Source organism: Bacteroidota bacterium, from assembly GCA_005882315.1.
Classification (GTDB): domain Bacteria; phylum Bacteroidota; class Bacteroidia; order Chitinophagales; family Chitinophagaceae; genus VBAR01.
Genome location: VBAR01000009.1, coordinates 27,001 through 46,030 on the forward strand (window position 1 = coordinate 27,001; position 19,030 = coordinate 46,030).

At 39.1% G+C, this 19,030-nt stretch carries 13 protein-coding genes; 8 read left to right on the forward strand and 5 right to left on the reverse strand.

Going from position 1 to position 19,030, the window contains the following annotated elements:
* Positions 1–120 precede the first annotated feature (120 nt).
* Positions 121–375 carry a 30S ribosomal protein S20 gene (locus E6H07_19890; GenBank protein TMI61295.1) on the reverse strand — a complete coding sequence of 85 codons (255 nt, stop codon included), beginning with the start codon at positions 373–375 and terminating at the stop codon, positions 121–123.
* A 246-nt stretch (positions 376–621) separates the two neighbouring features.
* Between E6H07_19890 and E6H07_19895 the strand changes: the two genes are divergently transcribed.
* The 4 genes from E6H07_19895 to E6H07_19910 all read left to right on the forward strand — a co-directional run bounded on the left by E6H07_19895 (position 622) and on the right by E6H07_19910 (position 6,771).
* On the forward strand, positions 622–3,372 hold the full coding sequence (locus E6H07_19895; protein ID TMI61296.1) for a 2-oxoglutarate dehydrogenase E1 component: 2,751 nt from the start codon (positions 622–624) through the stop codon (positions 3,370–3,372).
* A 24-nt stretch (positions 3,373–3,396) separates the two neighbouring features.
* Positions 3,397–4,650 carry a 2-oxoglutarate dehydrogenase complex dihydrolipoyllysine-residue succinyltransferase gene (gene odhB / locus E6H07_19900; protein TMI61297.1) on the forward strand — a complete coding sequence of 418 codons (1,254 nt, stop codon included), beginning with the start codon at positions 3,397–3,399 and terminating at the stop codon, positions 4,648–4,650.
* A 9-nt stretch (positions 4,651–4,659) separates the two neighbouring features.
* Positions 4,660–5,514, forward strand: coding sequence for a hypothetical protein (locus E6H07_19905; protein ID TMI61298.1), 855 nt, complete (start codon positions 4,660–4,662; stop codon positions 5,512–5,514).
* A 63-nt stretch (positions 5,515–5,577) separates the two neighbouring features.
* Entirely contained in the window at positions 5,578–6,771 is a 1,194-nt protein-coding gene (locus E6H07_19910; GenBank protein TMI61299.1) for an Fmu (Sun) domain-containing protein, read from the forward strand.
* On the opposite strand, the gene E6H07_19915 is transcribed toward E6H07_19910, so the two are convergent.
* From E6H07_19915 to mnmA, 3 genes are all read right to left on the reverse strand, one after another.
* Positions 6,766–8,784 carry a T9SS type A sorting domain-containing protein gene (locus E6H07_19915; GenBank protein TMI61300.1) on the reverse strand — a complete coding sequence of 673 codons (2,019 nt, stop codon included), beginning with the start codon at positions 8,782–8,784 and terminating at the stop codon, positions 6,766–6,768. The two genes, E6H07_19910 and E6H07_19915, sit on opposite strands and share 6 nt — an antisense overlap.
* A 91-nt stretch (positions 8,785–8,875) precedes the next feature.
* Positions 8,876–9,694, reverse strand: a complete 819-nt coding sequence (locus tag E6H07_19920) for a hypothetical protein (GenBank protein TMI61301.1) — start codon at positions 9,692–9,694, stop codon at positions 8,876–8,878.
* A gap of 131 nt (positions 9,695–9,825) precedes the next feature.
* Positions 9,826–10,938: a tRNA 2-thiouridine(34) synthase MnmA gene (gene mnmA / locus E6H07_19925; protein TMI61302.1), complete on the reverse strand. Its 1,113-nt coding sequence runs from the start codon at positions 10,936–10,938 to the stop codon at positions 9,826–9,828.
* Positions 10,939–11,073: 135 nt separating this feature from the next.
* Between mnmA and E6H07_19930 the strand changes: the two genes are divergently transcribed.
* The 4 genes from E6H07_19930 (at position 11,074) to E6H07_19945 (ending at position 17,672) form a co-directional block, all read left to right on the forward strand.
* Positions 11,074–12,849 (forward strand): transcriptional regulator, encoded by a 1,776-nt coding sequence (locus tag E6H07_19930; protein ID TMI61303.1) that lies wholly within the window; start codon positions 11,074–11,076, stop codon positions 12,847–12,849.
* Positions 12,850–13,191: 342 nt separating this feature from the next.
* Positions 13,192–14,454, forward strand: coding sequence for a hypothetical protein (locus E6H07_19935; protein ID TMI61304.1), 1,263 nt, complete (start codon positions 13,192–13,194; stop codon positions 14,452–14,454).
* Between the two features lie 5 nt (positions 14,455–14,459).
* Entirely contained in the window at positions 14,460–17,264 is a 2,805-nt protein-coding gene (locus E6H07_19940) for a hypothetical protein (protein TMI61305.1), read from the forward strand.
* 18 nt (positions 17,265–17,282) lie between these two features.
* Positions 17,283–17,672, forward strand: coding sequence for a LytTR family transcriptional regulator (locus E6H07_19945; protein ID TMI61306.1), 390 nt, complete (start codon positions 17,283–17,285; stop codon positions 17,670–17,672).
* A 296-nt stretch (positions 17,673–17,968) separates the two neighbouring features.
* Here E6H07_19945 and E6H07_19950 read toward each other — a convergent pair whose 3' ends face one another.
* Complete coding sequence (locus E6H07_19950) at positions 17,969–18,670, reverse strand: VIT family protein (protein ID TMI61307.1); 702 nt, start codon at positions 18,668–18,670, stop codon at positions 17,969–17,971.
* Positions 18,671–19,030 lie beyond the last annotated feature (360 nt).

Below are 19,030 nucleotides of genomic sequence, written 5' to 3' on the forward strand. Positions count from 1 at the left end.
TTAAATGCCGAAAGTATTACCGGACGTACAACAGCAAAATAGTAGTACAGACGCTGGTTTCCAAAAATAAAAAAAGGCACCCCATAACGGAATGCCTCTTAAATAATTTATTCGCTTAAGTTATTTAACTGCGTTTACCTTTTTAGTCAGCTTGCTTTTCAGGTTTGCTGCCTTGTTTTTGTGGATGATGCCACGTTTAGCCAGTTTGTCGATCATGCTGGAAACTTCAACGAGCTTTTTACCTGCTGTAGCTTTTTCGTTCAATTCCTTGAGGTCACGAATTGCATTACGGGTCGTTTTTCCGTAATATTTATTTCTTTCTGTTCTCTTAGCCGCCTGGCGGGCATCTTTTTTTGTAGCACTGTGATTAGCCATTTACTCTTATTTTTAAGGAGGGCAAAGGTAGGGTTGGGCACTCTATCAGCCAAATTTTCAAGACTTTAATTATAAAAAAGCTGCCCACACTCTGAACGGCAGATAAATCAAATTCAGAAACCCAATAAGGCCATTTTTCTGAACTCCGTAAAGCCCTCAAAATGACGGCTTTTTCGGTTTTTTGGCTGATATTTGCCTTCAACCCCGCCCATTACCATTTAAGTGGAAAAGGAGTTAGAAACTGAAATGAAAGACTTCCAATACATCACTTCGCAGCACCCACAGTATATCGAGAGCTTATACCAGGATTTTGTAAAAGACCCTGCAAGCGTTGACCCTGAGTTAAGAAAATTTTTTGAAGGATTTGATTTTGCCATCGGCAGTCATGCTACAAATGGTAAGACAACTACTGCAGAGCCTATAAAAGCAGCAACTGTCTCTGGTATTGACTGGATGCGTGAAATAAGTGTGTACCGAATGATCCTTGGTTACCGCAACAAAGCCCACCTGATCGCAAAAACAAACCCTATACGTAAAAGAAAAGATAGGGGGGCTAATCTTGAATTAAGCTTTTTCAATTTTACAGAAGCTGATCTTGATAAGGAGTTTAATGCAGGTAATCTTATAGGCCTTGGCAAAACAAGTTTGAAAAATATTCTTGCGCATCTCCAAAAAATTTATGCCGGGCATGTAGGTATTGAATTTAAATATATCAGTAACCAGGACAAAGTTGATTTTCTTACCAGCGCCATGGAAAAAGATTTTTCAAAACAATTGCCGCTTGAAAAAAGAAAAAGAATACTTGAAAAATTGAACGAGGGTGTAATGTTTGAAAAATTTTTGCACACAAAATATGTCGGTCAAAAAAGATTTTCGCTGGAAGGAGGGGAGACGACGATTGCAGCGTTAGATGCCATTATTAATACCGGTGCGGATAATGATGTGCATGAAGTAGTGATCGGTATGGCCCATCGCGGAAGACTGAATGTGTTGGCGAATATTATGGGTAAAACCTATGAACAGATATTTAGTGAGTTTGAAGGCACAGCGAAACTGGATCAAACAATGGGTAGTGGCGACGTAAAGTATCATATGGGTTATGGAAGTGTAGTAACAACTCCCGATAACAGAACGATGCATCTGAAGCTGATGCCTAATCCTTCACATCTTGAAGCAGTAAATCCTGTGGTGGTTGGTTTTGCGAGAGCCAAGGCAGATGTTATGTATCATAGTAAGTTTGATAAAATATTGCCGATATTGATTCATGGTGACGCATCAATAGCCGGGCAGGGAATTGTGTATGAAGTTTTGCAGATGAGTTATCTGAACGGTTATTATACAGGCGGTACCATTCATTTTGTTATTAATAACCAAATTGGATTTACAACTGACTTTGATGATGCAAGAAGTTCTGATTATTGTACATCACTGGCTGCTGCAATTCAGGCACCTGTTTTTCATGTAAATGGTGATGATCCGGAAGCAGTAGTAAAATGTGCTGAGATAGCTACCCGTTATCGTCAGCAATTCAATAGCGATGTATTTATTGATATGGTTTGTTACCGTAAGCATGGACATAATGAAGGCGATGACCCTAAGTTTACACAACCTCAATTGTATGCACTAATTGATAAACATCCGAATCCGCGGGAAGTATATATAAAATATTTATTGGAGAATGGCGAGGAAGATGCACAGGAGCTGGCGAAAGAAATGGAGAAAAAATTCTGGGCTGATCTGCAGGAACGTTTAGATGAAGTGAAACAAAACCCATTACCTTATCAATATCAGCCACCGGAGCTGGAATGGAAAAAGTTGCGTCGTGCCACAATACAGGATTTCGATCAGTCTCCTGTAACTGCTATCAATGAAAATGATTTTAAGAAAATATTTGATGCCATTATGAAATGGCCTGATGATTTCAAGCCACTAAAAAAAGTAGAGAAGATCATCCAGGATAAGATCAAATTATTTCAGAATGAAAATAAAGTAGATTGGGCTACAGGTGAGCTGATGGCTTATGCAAGTTTATTGCTGGATGGAAAGAATGTTCGCATGAGTGGACAGGATGTAAGGCGAGGAACATTCAGTCACCGCCACGCCGTTTTGCGTGATGATGAGAATAACAAAGCATACAATCGTCTTAGCCGGATAGATGGAGCTACTGGAAGATTCAGAATTTATAATTCATTATTGAGTGAATACGGTGTATTGGGTTTTGAATATGGTTATGCAATGGCTAATCCCAATACACTCGTTTTATGGGAGGCACAGTTTGGAGATTTTAGTAATGGTGCACAAACTATGATCGATCAATTCATAAGTGCAGGTGAACAGAAATGGAACCGGATGAACGGGGTTACGATGCTGCTGCCGCATGGATATGAAGGACAGGGGCCTGAGCATAGCAGTGCAAGATTGGAACGCTTTCTTCAGCAATGTGCTGAACTCAATATTATTGTTACAAATATTACAACATCTGCAAACCTGTTTCATGCATTGAGAAGACAATTGGCATGGCCGTTTAGAAAACCGCTGATCAATTTTTCACCGAAAGCAAATCTTCGTCACCCGGGTTCATACTCAGCTATGAATGATTTTGTGAATGGTGCATTTAAAGAAGTTATTGATGATAATTATGCTGATGCTTCAAAAGTGAACAAGGTTTTATTCTGTAGTGGTAAAATTTATTTTGACCTGGCTGAAAGACAACAAAAAGAAAACAGGAATGATGTTGCTATCATTCGAATGGAACAAATATATCCATTGCCGGAAAAACAATTAGAAGATTTATATAAAAAGTACAGTAAGGCCACATGGTTCTGGGTGCAGGAAGAACCTTTGAATATGGGAGCAGCATCCTTCTTGCAAATGAACCTGAAAAGTATTAACTATGGAGTGATCAGTCGCCAACCATCTGCATCAACAGCAACAGGCTATAATAAAGTGCATGTGCAGGAGCAGGCAGAGATCGTGGAAACAGCTTTTTCTATTTGAAACGAAAACTTATAATTTAGGAGTATGATTGATATAAAAGTTCCAACAGTTGGTGAATCCATAAGTGAAGTGACTTTGTTAAAATGGACAAAGAAGGATGGCGATTATGTAGAAAGAGATGAAGTGATAGCTGAACTGGAAAGTGAGAAAGCGACATTTGAAGTAAATGCTGAAAAAGCAGGCATTATAAAATTGGCTGCTATCAGTGAAGGCGATTCAATTAAAATTGGTGATCTGCTTGCATCAATTGACGAATCGGCAGCAAAACCTGCTGCTTCAAATGGTAAACCAGTTGAGGAAAAGTCAGTAGACGCTAGCCAGGAGTCAGGAGCTAAGAAAACTGAATCAAAAAAGGAAACTAAGAAGGAAGAAAAGAAATCAGAGTTTGTTGCAGATGTAAAAGCCTCACCTGTTGCTGCAGCAATGATGGCTGATAAAAAAGTGGATCCGAAGAAAGTTACTCCAAGCGGCCCCGAAGGAAAGATTTTGAAAGACGATGTATTGGCTGCTTTACAAAACCCCGGAAGAAAACCCGGAGCCGCACTCAACAGCCGCAATGAAAAGGCTGAGAAGATGAGTAACCTCCGCAAAACGATTTCACGCCGGTTAGTTGAAGCAAAGAATACAACGGCGATGCTCACTACTTTCAATGAAGTGAACATGCAGCCTATTATGGATATCCGAAATCAATACAAGGAAAAGTTCAAAGAGATCCATGGTGTTGGCCTGGGCTTTATGAGTTTCTTTGCAAAGGCTTGTACCTATGCATTGCAGGAATGGCCTTCAGTAAATGCCTATGTCGACGGTGATAATCTTATTTATCATGATTACTGTGACATATCGATTGCCGTTTCTACACCAAGAGGATTGACTGTGCCGGTGATAAGAAATGCAGAAAGCATGAGTATGGCAGATATAGAAAGAAAAGTTGTAGAGCTGGCAGGCAAAGCAAGAGATGGTAAATTAACAACAGAAGATCTGCAAGGCGGCACGTTTACAATTACCAACGGTGGAGTTTTTGGTTCTTTATTAAGTACACCCATTATTAATATTCCTCAGTCAGCTATTCTCGGAATGCATAAAATAGAGGAGAGGCCGGTAGTAGAGAAGGGGCAGATAGTAATAAAACCGATGATGTATGTAGCATTGAGTTATGATCATAGAGTAATTGACGGAAGAGAAAGTGTAAGTTTTTTGGTGAGAGTAAAAGAATTACTCGAGAATCCACAACTGATGTTGTTTGGTAAAGACCCTGTAAAAACTTTATTGGAATTATAATTTTAGCTCATGAAAAAACAGTTATTATTTTTCTTGTCAATCATTATTTTTCTTGCTTCATGCAAGAAAGAAGTTGATTATGCCCCAGGTGGCGGAGGAGGAGGTGGTGGTACAACTAATCAGAAGCTGGTTCGTATAGGTACACGCAGTGGTGCTGATACTACTACTACTGATTACAATTATAATACAGCAGGCAAACTGATCCGCCAGTATACAGGGGGTAATGTGCAGGGTACGGCTTATTTCTTTGAAACAAAACTCAACCGTAATGGATCAGGTATTATAACAAGTGTAGTACTTAAAAGCGACCAGTTTGCTGCATTGGGTGTTGATAGTATTGTAACAGTTGTTAAATATAATACCGGCACATCAAAATATACAGGAACGATAACAGCGTTAACAATATTTGGATTTGCTTTGAAGGATAGCGCTGTTTTCACTTACGATGGCTCAGGAAAAATTACACAACAAGAATCTTTTTCAGCAGACCCAATTACCGGGATATACCAGAAAGCATCCAAAGATGTTTACACTTACCTGGCCAGTGGTAATGTTGGCAACGAAAAATATTATCAATGGAATGATATTACTTTAAGCTATGATTTATCTGAGGAATATACAGAAGAGTATGATACTAAGGTGAGTCCTTTACAGATGGGTATAGAAGCGATCTTTTTGGGTGACCTAGTTCTTGCTGCAACCAATAATCTCACAAAAAGCATTTATGTGGATGCCACTGACCCGTCTAATAATGAGACTACATCTCTTACTTATACTTATAACACTTCTAATAAACCTGCTAATGCTGTTTCAACTGTTACTCCGGGCGGAGCAGTAACAATAGTAACATATACTTACCAGTAAAAAGAGTTTAGTCAATGAAAAAGCGGTTGCAGGATTGCAACCGCTTTTTGTTTTCTTTGCATTATGAGCAGATATCATTCATATCTCAACAGTGCTATAAGAATTATAGAGCAATACAAAGGAGAGGAGCCATTTGCTTCTTTCCTGAAAAAGCATTTTGCAGCGAATAAAAAATATGGATCAAAAGACAGAAAGCAGATAGCTCATTTGTGTTATTGTTGTTTTCGTTTGGGTAAAACAGCTTCTGGGTTGGTTGCTGAAGAAAGATTTTTAACTGCTTTATTTCTTTGTTCTGATTCATCTAATGAAATACTGACTGCACTAAAACCGGAATGGAATGAAAAGGTTAGTTTACCTGTTGAAGAAAAATGCTCAATACTCAATATTCAATTTTCAGCGTCCGATATATTTCAATGGAATGATGAATTAAGTAGTGCTATTGATCATGAAAAATTTGCCAGATCATTTCTCACACAACCGGATTTATTTTTAAGAATAAGACCCGGGCAAATAGAAATTGTTCTGAAAAAATTGGAAAGTGCAGGGGTGCAATATCAATTTGACGGGAATAATTGTATTAGTTTATCAAATTCAACTAAACTTGAAGATATACTCGGGCTGGATAAAGAAGTTGTGATACAGGATTACAGTTCACAGCAGATTGGTGAGTTTTTAAAATTGATAAAGGATGATTTAATCCCGAAAGCTTTCGGGACACCGTTAAAGGTTTGGGACTGCTGCGCCGCAAGCGGGGGTAAATCTATTCTTGTAAAAGACATATTGGGTGAATTAGATCTAACTGTGAGTGATATACGTGAAAGCATTCTTGCTAACCTTAAAAAAAGATTTAATGAAGCCGGTATAACAAAGTATAGATCCGTTATTGCTGATCTTACTGCATCAAATATCAGGTCTTCAATACTAAGTCTTCAACCTTCTGTAATCATAGCGGATGTGCCCTGTAGTGGAAGCGGTACATGGGCAAGAACCCCTGAGCAATTGACTTTTTTCAAAACAAGTGAAATTGAAAGATACAGTTCGTTGCAAAAGAAAATTATCAGCAATACAATTACTCAACTTATGCCGGGTGGCTATTTTCTATATATCACCTGCTCCGTTTTTAAAAATGAAAATGAAGAGAATGTCGAGTTTATAAAAAAAGAATTCCATCTTGATCTGATAAAGATGGAATTGCTGAAAGGTTATGATAAAAAAGCAGACACGATGTTTGCTGCTTTATTCAGGCGTTCTTTATAGTTTTATCCATTCTTCTGTTGAGATAACTTTCTTATCGTTATATACAGTTATATAATATTTTCCTTTACCGAATTTGAGATAAGGAATTTCAATTGTTGTTTTCCCGCTTCCTTTTGAAGTTTTTAACTGGTGCATCAGTCTTCCTTTTGAATCATGAATTACGATCGTCATTTGCGACACTGCATAAGGTGTTTCTATAACAAGATTGGTAACAGATGAAGATGGATTGGGAAATACAGAAACTTTTTCGCTGTTGGGATTAGCGCCACCTGTTCCGGTTGTTGTGCATGCTGTTGCAAGATTAATACTTGTTGTGTCGATATACTCAAATGCCAATTCTGCTGCGCTGGTATCAATAAATTGTTTGATGCGGTATTCTATTGTGCCTGATGAAACATTCGTCAGGGTATTTATGAATTGATAATTCCTGGTTCCTAATAATATATTTCCTGCAGTAGCAGCCACATCTGCGATTTTTATAAAGGTAGCATCACCCGGAGCCTTTCTTTCAATTTCATAACGCATAGCACTCACATCCTTTGTGCTCCAGTTTAATGTCACATTGCATACATTCAATGTTGATGATGAAGTGGCATAGTCTCGCAATAAAGCACCAAATGCTTTTTTCATATTCGGGATTCCATAACCGATACTATCATTTGGATTTGTAAAACGGCTACCTGCTTCTTTAAGTGCTCTTACGATCCGCATATTATTATACTCTGGAAAACCTTGCCATAAACAAGTTCCTAAACCAGCCATATTCGGACAAGCAAATGATGTTCCATTACCGCTGGCAACTGTATTACTTGTTGTTTGGATTCTTGCACCTACACCAACAGAAGCTACTTCCGGTTTTACCTGCCCATCAGATGAAGGTCCGAGACTGGTAAAATTTCCCGCAACTCCATTGGTGCCTACTGCACCTACTGCTACAACACTATCTGCATCTGAAGGAGTAATGATAAAATGCCATGCTCCATTACCTTCATTACCTGCTGCATTAAAAAAGAGGATTCCTTTTTTTGCAGCAAGATCAGCACCCCTTGCACTAATAGTAGTGTTGCCATTCATATTGGCATAGGTATAATTAAGTGATGGATCATCAAATTCAAAATAACCGAGTGATGCGGAAATTATATCGGCACCTGTACTGTCAGCTCTTTCCATTCCACATACCATATTGTGTTCTTCAATAGGAAATTCGCTGCCGGTATCTTCTGTACGGTATAAATAAAAATTTGCTTTGGGTGCTTTACCCATAAATACACCGGGAATATTGGCACATATAATGGATAAGCATTGCATACCATGCGGATGATCGTCATTCACATTTGTATTGCTACTTACAAAATCCCATGTACCCAATACCTGGTTATTTATAATGATGCTGTCCATTGCATCCAATGTCTGGTAATTAAAAAATCCGCCGTCTAGAATAGCGATCTGCATACCCTGCCCACGCAACCCGATATTGTGAAGGAATTGTCCTTTATGCAAATTGATCTCATTGAAAGACGCAGCACCATAATTAAAAAAATCTGCTGTTGTTTGTGTTACTCTTAGCTGCGATTGTTCTGAAGATACAAGCTGTTCTTCAAGAAAAAATTTATCCGGCTGCAATCTTCCGCTTCCTCCTGAATGTTTAGCGGCGAGCACAGATACGCTTTCAACAAAAGGCATTGCGCTAATAGTACTGACCGCTGTATTTACACCCGTTGTATCAATACTTAATTGGTTCAACCATTTCGAAACATTCAAAACTGTAACACCGGGTATCGCTGCAATTTGTGCAACAAATGAAGGATTAACAGGAAGATCAGTACTGTCAATAGCAATACCGTATCTCGTTCTGCGATCAATGGCACGTTGTGACAAATATGCAGTCGGGTTGGCAATAGTAAATGGTGTACCACCCTTATGTTTAAATTTTACAAGAAAACGAGTAGGCTGGGCTTCGATAGTTTCAGCAAAGAGTAACAGACTTATTAAAGCAATAATTGTTTTTTTCATGGACCGTTTTTGGCGAGCCAAAAATACTAAATCACAACGGCAAATTAAGCCTTGATTTATCAATGGTGAATTTGGTTAAAATAAGAAGAAGTTAATTGTGATCGATCATCCACATTTTGATGCCGAAACCAATGCGGAAAGGATCGTAATTATAAACAGGGGGAGGACCAGGGTTTACAAGGATCGGGTTAGGCTGTTGTTCCCAAAGAAAATATTCACGGTAAACAAGACCAATATCTTTCGAATATTTTTCTACGCTGCGTGCCTGTGAAGCATATGATGTAGGATCCGTATTTGGAAAATTCTCGGTTTCATCCTGCTGTTCAACAGTTAATACGTCTGAATAATTTTTTCCACCAAAAGAAAATGAGCCACCTGTTTCTTCGTAAAAATAATCCCAATCGAACATCGCATCATCCACACTGAAATTGAATACAGGGCCATATGGGTTAGTGGGTAAAAATTTATTTCCTTTCCAGTTGTTGCCTTCACGTATGCCTAAATGAAGTTTTATAAAACGGAGATTATCGTCGTCTGTTATTTCTAATTGATCGTGCAGAACAGTTACCATATAACTTCCATAAGGTATCCATGCCTGTGCAGGAGTCCACGAAGTAGTATTAACAGAATCACGGATAAAACGAAACACTCTCCATGAAGGACGTCCTTCGTTATCTGTTATCTGCTGATCGACTAAATGTTTTACCTGGTATTTGCGTATGGCGGTAACACGGCCAAAGTTTGTGAATACAGTACTATCTAAACGATAGGTGATATATTTCCCTGTTTGCAAAGGCACATAATCAGACAATGCTTCGGTTTGAAATTCTTCAGTTTCTTTTTTACAGGAAGAAATAAAAATTGCGGCAGCAATCAAAAGATATAATCGTGAAAGTAGAGTTGCTCTCATAAGATGGTGTTCGATTTCAGGGATACAAATTTTTAAAACTGGCGCTAAGTTAAAAACAAAAAGCGGGGCTACATAGAGTCCCGCTTTAAAACGTATTTTTTTAGGCATTATTGCCTGAGAATCAGCTCAAATTATCGTTGATTATTAAGGCTTCCTGACTGGATAATCCCGCCACCAAGCACATCATCACCCTCATAAAACACGGCACTTTGGCCCGGGGCTATGCCTTTTACATGCTCATAAAACTTCACCTTCATCGTTCCATTTTCAGGATAAATATTTGATAAGGCACCTTTATCCTTATAACGGATCTTGGTAACCGCCTCCATTCCGGGGCTGATCATATCATATTTTATCAGGTTCAGTTTACCAACCTTCATTTCATTTTGTTCCAGGTCTTCTTCATCGCCTAAAACAACGGTGTTGGTATCGGGGTCAATCTTTGTTACAAAAACAGGTTTACCAAATGCAATGTCCAAACCTTTACGCTGTCCAATTGTATAAAATGGATAGCCTTTATGTTTACCTAAAATATTTCCATGCTTGTCAACAAAATCTCCGCCGTTCACTCTTTCTTCCAGCCCTTCTACATTTCTTTTTAAGAAACCACGGTAATCATTATCGGGAACAAAACAAATTTCATAACTCTCAGATTTTTTTGCCAGTTCAGGGTAGCCATAGTCCAATGCCATTTGACGTATCTCTGTTTTCCGGAAAGGAGCCAATGGTAATAATGTTCTGCTGAGTAGATCCTGTTGTAATCCCCATAAAACATAACTCTGATCTTTAGTATCATCAATTGCTTTGCTCACAACAAACCTTCCATTATCGTGCTGACGGATCTTTGCATAATGACCCGTTGCAATAAATTCACAATCCAATGCATCGGCTCTTTTCAATAATGCACGCCATTTAATATGTGTATTGCAAAGCACACATGGATTAGGTGTACGACCGGCGAGATATTCATCGACAAAGTTTTCAATTACGAATCCGCCAAACTCTTCACGTATATCGAGAATATAATGTGCAAAGCCATGTTCAACGGCAGCCTGCCTTGCATCGTTGAAAGAATCCAAATTACAGCAACCCGTTTCTTTTTTACTTCCACCACTTGCAGCATAGTCCCATGTCTTCATAGTAATGCCCACTACTTCATATCCCTCGTCATGAAGCATCAATGCGGTAACGGTACTATCAATACCACCGCTCATGGCCACTAAAACTTTTCCTTTTTTGCTCATAAAAAATGAAGCTGCAAATATACGTTGAATTTACCGGGCACTGGATTCCGAAATGAGTAATAATTAACCTAAATATTCCATTCAGAAATTTGCCGAAATCCTTATTTTCAAGGCTAAATAACAACATCATACGCCGTGAAGCTGTACGCCCTACTTACTATTTCTTTTTTCTTCTCAATTCAATTTGTTTTTGCTCAACCTGCGCATGCAGAATTAGATCCAGAAAAATGGGCTGTTGAATTAAGTAAAAAGGATCGTAGTGTATACGATAGTTTGCCTGGCCTGATATCAAAATTGCAGAAAATTGACAGCCTGCAAGCTTTTCAATTTATAGATGAGTTGGCTGAAAAGAGAAGATCAAAAGGGGATCATTTCAAGGCGTTTTTCAATTGTCTAAAGGCCCGCATGATCTTTTACAAATGTTACTACGAGTTTCAGCGGGTTGGAAAAGTGCCTGTCAATGTAGACTGGGTCAAACAACAACTTATAACGCTATATTCTTCTGCAATTGATATTGCTTACCGATCAGAAGATGATTTGTTGGTGGCATATGTGAGCTATGTTTATGGAAGTGTTAGTATACTTTTTGGAGAGGTTGGGCTTTCTGTTATGTATGCCAAAAACGGTATCGATCTTTATGAAAAACTTTCATACCCCGTCGGGCCAGCGCAATACCAGTTCCTAGCAGAGCTGCTTTACAGGGTAAGAGAGTACGATGAATCTATCCGCTATGGCAAAAAGGCAATAACTACCTGGCAAAGTTTCCCCACCGAATTCAAATCATATACGGTAAGCTGCATGAATACGGTTGCATTAGGTTTTCATCGTCAGCAAGTTTATGATTCAGCATTGATCTTTTACAACCGGGCATTAGACCTGGCTAAACAAATAAAAGATACCGTGTGGACAGGAATCGTTTCGGGAAATATAGGACAGATATTTTATGCCCAGGGAAAATATGATACAGCGTATGCTTTATTAAAAGGAGATTATAATGCCAGCAAAGCAAAAAAGTACTTTGACAATGCAGGTAATTCATTACAATGGGCTGCAAGAACTAACCTGGCGTTGGGCAATAAAGCGTCGGCCTTAGCCGAAGTAAGAGAAGCATTTCAATTATTAAAACAGTGGCCGGATGCAAATTATTTAAGAAATACCTATTATACCGCCACGCAGATATTCAGAGAACTGGGTAATTATGATAGCGCATTTTATTATAATAATCTTTGGTCCCGGATCAATGATTCGCTTGAAAAAGTAGTAGCCACCAGTAGTTTGGCTATTTCAAAAGCAAAACTAAATGATGAAACAAGCCGCTACAATATTCAAAACCTGAACAAGGAAAAACGATCGCAATTACTGTTCCGAAACATCATCATTGCTTCAATTATTATTCTCTTTCTCATTGTTGTATTAGCTGTTAACAGGCAGCGGTTAAGGCAGAAATTAAAAACGGAGAAAGTCGAGCAGGAAAAACTATTGATGGAGCAGGAAGTAACTTCTGCTAAAGATCAATTAAAAATGTTTACGGAAAACCTTGTTGAAAAAACAAACCTGATCGAAAAGCTGGAATTGCAGGCAAAAGGCAAACAAGCAACATCAGAACAACAAGAGATCATTTCGGAACTCAGCAGGCAAACAATATTGACCGAAGAAGATTGGAATAAGTTCAAATCTCTTTTTGAAAAGATACACCCCGGATTTTTTATTAACCTCCAGGAAAAGGTTTCCGATATAACAGTTGCCGAATTGAGAATGGCAGCGCTAACCAGGCTGCATTTATCTACCAGCCAGATCGCATCAATACTCGGGATCTCTGCAAATAGTGTTTACAAAACAAAACAACGTCTGCGTCAGCGATTGAACATTGATGCGGAAGTCAGCATTGAAGAAGCAATTACTAAAATGTAAAGAGGAATCACTCTTAAATTAGTTTCACCTCACTCATCTCAAATTAAAATTCATTTTCAACTGATTAGTTGACTTGTCACATTCTTGTCCACTACTCCGGCAAATTTTTGTCCATCCCCCGGCGAATTATTGTCCTCTCGAAAAATTGGAAACCGTTATTGCCACTTCTAATTTTCGGGCTGATGATTTTTAACATGCGAAATACTAAAACAAAGATTTTTTTCATCCTGGTCATCATCGTAACCATGTTATTAATACTTGTTGTTATCAAAGTTTTTGATAAACGAATTCAAAAACTAGATACGCAAGAACAGCCACGATAACCCGAAAACCAATAAATACATGAAACAGCAACTGACTAATCAAATGAGAAATTTTTCTTTAGCTACACTACTGCTTATTCTTGCTCAATTCTCTTCCAGTTTACAAGCTCAAAATGTAGGGATAGGTATAACTACACCCGATGCCAGTGCATTGCTGCATGTAAATAGTACCAGTAAGGGAATGTTGATCCCGAGAATGACAACAGCACAAAAGAATATTTTGGCTTCACCCGCCAATGGTCTTATAATTTTTCAAACTGATAGTGTGCAAGGTTTGTATTATAATTCAGGTACATCAATTACGCCAGTTTGGGAAAGAATGGTGACTTCAAAAAGTGCATGGAACCTGGGAGGAAATGCCGGTACTACACCCGCTACACATTTTATCGGAACGACTGATAACAATGGATTGCGATTTAAGGTCAATAATATCAACGCTGGTTTAATTGATGGATCCAATGCTTCGTTTGGAGTGAATAGTATGTCGTCAAATATTACCGGTTTTGATAATACAGCGATCGGTAATCAAAGCCTACGCGAAAACACGAACGGATATACCAATGTCGCTATTGGCTCGCTGAGTTTAATGGTCAATACTACAGGGTTTGGTAATGCTGCGCTGGGTTACGGCAGTTTATATTCTAACATAAGCGGGAATAACAATACGGCAGTTGGAACGGTAAGTCTACGAAACAATATTTCCGGGTATTCCAATACAGCCATTGGCATAGAAGCATTGCGATCCAATGAATCCGGCAGCAATAATGTAGCTGTTGGTGATAGTGCACTCTGGTCATCATTTGGAATATCAGGTAATACCGCCATCGGCTCAAAAGCACTTTACAGTAATTTAATAGGCACCAGCAATGTCGCGGTAGGTTTTAATAGCATGTTGACCAACACAACCGGTTCAAGAAATACTGCACTAGGTCAATTTACCCTAGCTTCTAATTATACAGGCAACAGCAATGTCGCGATCGGGGATAGTGCCTTATGGGCCACGGTGGTTGGCGGCAATACGGCAGTCGGTGCCCGGGCCCTGCATTTTAATACCAACGGAAATTTAAACGCGGCTTTTGGGTATCATTGTTTGTATACGAATACAACAGGACAAGCCAATAGCTCATTTGGTTACCAGAGTATGGCGAACAACACGACCGGCAGTCGTAATTCAGTTATAGGCACACAAACATTGTATTGGAATACTACGGGCTCGGATAATACCGCGACAGGATATGAAAGTTTAGTATTTAATACAAGAACACCGCAACAGGGTCATTGAGTTTGATGCTCAACACAACTGGGTATAATAATACTGCTACCGGTTCAAATAGCCTGGCCAATAATACTATTGGGATCTTAAATACTGCTATGGGGGTTTCGAGTCTTGGAGACAACACTACCGGCACCAGTAATTCTGCATTTGGTTCCGGATCTCTATTAAGCAATACAGTAGGTAGTTTTAATACCGCACTAGGGCAAGCGACCATGCTTCAAAATCTCTCAGGTAATAATAATACGGCAAGTGGATACCAAAGTCTTTACCAAAATACTTCCGGAAGCCAAAATACAGCTATGGGGGTATCAAGTTTGAATGCCAATACAACAGGTGAATACAACTCAGCATTTGGATACGCAGCACTTTATTCTAATCAAACAGGATATTTTAATATAGGTATCGGATCTGTTGCTTTACGAAATAATATTGGTGGTCATTATAATATTGCTATTGGTGCAGAAGCATTACGGACGAATGTAAATGGTACTCGCAATGTGGCAATCGGAGATAGCGCCTTACACTTCAATACAAATTCAGAGAATACTGCCATTGGGTCCAGAACTTTATTGAGCAACACAACTGGGGGACAAAATACTGCCTTAGGCTATGCGGCCTTAAATAAAAATCAAACTGGCAATGAAAATACTGCAAGTGGTTATGGTGCCCTTCTTAACAATACAACGGGTCATCATAATACAGCAGTGGGAAGTGTCAGTTTGCTTAAAAATACCGTAGGGTATTTTAATACAGCTACAGGTTCCCAGTCATTATATAATAATACAACGGGGGAGTCAAATACGGCAGTAGGATTTCAATCAATGTACAACAACACGACAGGAGAGGGAAATACTGCATTAGGCACTGCGACCCTCGGATTTAACACAACAGGAGTTAACAATACAGCTACAGGAGGTGGTAGCTTAGTAAATAATACCATAGGGTCAGCCAATACCGGAATTGGTTTTGCTGCACTAAATGCTAATCAAACTGGCAACAATAACGTAGCCGTGGGTGACAGTGCACTTCTTTCTAATACAGTTTCGCAGAATACGGCTGCGGGGTCAAAAGCGTTGAGGAATAATACAACGGGTACTTACAATGTGGCGGTGGGATATAATAGCCAATACAGCAGCACCGACAAAAGCAATAATGTATCAGTAGGAGCATCTACGCTTTATTTAAATGCTGCTGCTAATAATACTGCGCTGGGCCACGAAGCGATGATGAACAACACAACCGGCGATCTGAATACAGCTGTAGGGTACATAAGCCTGAAAGCGAATACAACGGGTTCTTCCAACACTGCTGTTGGTGCTCTTAGCCTGAATAGTAATACTTCAGGAAGTTTTAATACAGCAACCGGTTTTCATGCGCTGTTGTTGAATACAACGGGGCAGGAGAATACGGCCAGCGGTTTGCAATCTTTGCGAAATAATACCACCGGGTCAAAGAATACTGCTGCAGGATACCGGGCATTAACAAGCAATACAACCGGTTGGTATAATAATGCGATTGGTGATAGTGCTTTGCACAACAGCACTACCGGCAGCCATAATACAGCAATAGGTCATAAAAGTTTAAGTAGTAATACCAATGGGCAATTCAATATTGCGATCGGGACCGCTGCATTAAGCACCAGCCTGTCTGGTAACAATAATGTAGCGATCGGGGACAGTGCCCTTCGGACAAATACAGCCTCTGGTATCACGGCGATCGGGGCAAAAGCACTAGCTAAGAATACAAGTGGGACTAACAATAGTTCCGCAGGTTTCCAGAGCCTGATGAATAATACGACCGGCCGTTCCAATACTGCGTTTGGCAATGAAACACTTGGACTCAATGTATCGGGAATAAATAACGTGGCAGTTGGTGACAGCGCATTGCGTAATAACCTGGGATCTGGAAATACCGCTACGGGTTCAAAAGCTCTGTTGAATAATATTTTTGGTAACAATAATAGTGCGAATGGATTCCTGAGCCTGAATAGAAACAATGGATCCAATAATACAGCGTCGGGCTACCTTTCGCTGTCAAACAATACCAGCGGAAATAATAATACAGCTTTGGGTGCGGAGGCTTTAGTGACAAATAATGCTACTAACAATACAGCTATAGGTTATCAAAGTCTCACGGCTAATACGACAGGCGCAACGAATGCAGCAATAGGTGTACTTAGCCTTGCAAGCAATACAACCGGTAACAGTAATACAGCGGCTGGCTATGGTTCTTTGTATTTGAATTCGGTAGGGGAAAGTAATTCAGCATTTGGAAATCTTGCTTTAAGAAATACTACAGGTTCTTTCAATACTGCGATTGGTCAAAACGCAGGCTATAACCTTAGTTCTGGTTCAAATAATATAATGATTGGGTATGATGCGCAGGTACCGGTTGCAACAGCCAGCAACCAGGTTCGCCTGGGTGATGGGTCTATTACTGATGCGTATATACAAGTTGGCTGGACTGTAAGTTCAGATGCGAGGTACAAAACAAATATCCGCACAATCTCTTCCGCTTTGCGGCTTATCAATGAACTGCGTCCCGTTTCATATAAAAGAAACAACTCTTCCCGCAACGAGTATGGATTTATTGCACAGGAAGTTGAAGCTAGTCTTATAAAATTGGGCTTGCCCGTTAAAGGCATCATCTCCAAAGATGATAATGGATTTTATTCAGTTCGCTACAATGACTTTATTCCTGTACTGGTGAAAGGAATGCAGGAACAACAAACAGTAATTGAAGATCAAAATCAAAAACTGAATGACCTGCAACAACAAATAAATGAATTAAAAAAGTTGATTGGTTTAAAACATTAAAATCTCAATTCAGAAAACATGAAAACATTATTCATAAACAATCAAAGTAATACGGGTCAGCAGATACTTCTGCTGCGAACCGACAGGGGGATCAAACTAATCGATATTGACACAATAGTAAGAATAGAAGCCCTCAGCAATTACAGTAAATTATTTTTTTCGGATAATAAAACACTGGTTGTAGCAAAACTGCTGCATTGGTTTGAAGAACAGCTTTCATCCCTTTCTGTAAAAGACAATAGGGGAGAGAATGAGGATTTCATTCGCATACATCGTACCCATCTTGTCAATAAAAAATTTATCCGGCACTATCAATCAGGAAAAATAAAACTGGTAAGTGGTGAGTACATTGATGTGGCTAAAAGAAAGAAAACTTTGTTCCTGAAATTATGGGATGCTGCTGCTTAAAATTTTTTTATTCTTTTAAAATGAGGTATAGAAAAATATTTTGAAAAACCTGCCTGCGGGCAAACAGGTATTCATGGTCCAGGCTCCATTCACTTTCCGTTTCGGATACTCAGGTTAAAAAAAATCCTGCTGAATATATAAGCAGGATTTTTTATTATTTGGTTTACTCAAGTGAGTTGCTGCAGGGGCTTAGTGACTCACATCTTTTTTTTGAAGACTTTCAACTTTAATCGGACTCCCTGGTCTTCATTGTAATCGGTGGCGTAATTTTTCACGGTTACTTTCCAAAAATCAAACTATACTTTAACCCCAAAAAGATAGCCTACTAATGCGGATAAGCCCATTGCAATCGTACCCCAAATAGTAATACGTAAAATGGCTTTTCTTATGTTTGAGCCTCCTGTTTTTGCTGAAATAGCACCTAAAACAATTAGAAAAATAGTTGTGAAACCGTATAGCCAATATTCCATTCCTTTTATTGGGGCAAAAAGTACTACCAAAAGAGGTAATACTCCTCCAACTGTAAATGAAGCCCCCGACGCTATTGCAGCTTGTATTGGGTTTGCTTGACTAATCTCGTTTATACCTAATTCTTCTCTAATGTGTGTTCCCAATGCATCTTTCTCTGTGAATTCAATTGCTACTTGCATTGCGGTTTCCTTTTTTAGTCCTCTCTTTTCATAGATTTGAGCTAATATTTTTAACTCTTCTTCTGGCATTTCTTTAAGTTCAATTTTTTCTCTTTCAATGTCTGCTTTCTCTGTGTCAGTTTGTGAACTTACAGAAACGTATTCACCGGCAGCCATTGATAATGCACCCGCAACAAGTCCAGCAACAGTTGCTAAAATTATAGGATCTCTTGTTGAGCTTGCCGCAGCAACACCAATTGCAAGACTTGAAATAGATATTATTCCATCATTCGCACCTAGAACAGCTGCTCTTAACCAATTGCTTCTATGTATATAATGACTGTCTAAATAGTTGTCAATTGTTATCATTTTCTTTTTTTATGTTCTATGTCTAAAAAAAAGTAACTCCCAACCACCAGGGCAATCTTCTGTGCTGATATTCTGTTATTCGTCACCCGAACCGCTTTTGAGTAAAGTTAATGCAGTTGATGTTATATTTTGCCGCTTGGCTATATTCTTCAGCCAGCAGAGCAGAAAACCCCGTCCTATGTTTACAATTCAATAAATTTAGTTACAGATATAAGAACGGATTCAGAAAGAACAAAGAGCGGAATAAGACCGTAAAACCGCATTGGCTAAAAGCCATTACAACATGATAGTCCCCGCTCTTTTTCTTACCCGATGCTGAACAGTTCAACAAGCTTCACTGAAAGCCTGCATTAGGATAGA

Excerpts from the sequence above, each read along its gene's own strand:
- E6H07_19920 (TMI61301.1), bottom strand. The coding sequence starts at position 9,694 with ATGAGAGCAACTCTACTTTCACGATTATATCTTTTGATTGCTGCCGCA.
- E6H07_19905 (TMI61298.1), top strand. The coding sequence starts at position 4,660 with ATGAAAAAACAGTTATTATTTTTCTTGTCAATCATTATTTTTCTTGCT.
- E6H07_19915 (TMI61300.1), bottom strand. The coding sequence starts at position 8,784 with ATGAAAAAAACAATTATTGCTTTAATAAGTCTGTTACTCTTTGCTGAA.
- mnmA (TMI61302.1), bottom strand. The coding sequence starts at position 10,938 with ATGAGCAAAAAAGGAAAAGTTTTAGTGGCCATGAGCGGTGGTATTGAT.
- E6H07_19935 (TMI61304.1), top strand. The coding sequence starts at position 13,192 with ATGAAACAGCAACTGACTAATCAAATGAGAAATTTTTCTTTAGCTACA.
- E6H07_19940 (TMI61305.1), top strand. The coding sequence starts at position 14,460 with ATGCTCAACACAACTGGGTATAATAATACTGCTACCGGTTCAAATAGC.
- E6H07_19910 (TMI61299.1), top strand. The coding sequence starts at position 5,578 with ATGAGCAGATATCATTCATATCTCAACAGTGCTATAAGAATTATAGAG.
- odhB (TMI61297.1), top strand. The coding sequence starts at position 3,397 with ATGATTGATATAAAAGTTCCAACAGTTGGTGAATCCATAAGTGAAGTG.
- E6H07_19895 (TMI61296.1), top strand. The coding sequence starts at position 622 with ATGAAAGACTTCCAATACATCACTTCGCAGCACCCACAGTATATCGAG.
- E6H07_19945 (TMI61306.1), top strand. The coding sequence starts at position 17,283 with ATGAAAACATTATTCATAAACAATCAAAGTAATACGGGTCAGCAGATA.
- E6H07_19950 (TMI61307.1), bottom strand. The coding sequence starts at position 18,670 with ATGATAACAATTGACAACTATTTAGACAGTCATTATATACATAGAAGC.
- E6H07_19890 (TMI61295.1), bottom strand. The coding sequence starts at position 375 with ATGGCTAATCACAGTGCTACAAAAAAAGATGCCCGCCAGGCGGCTAAG.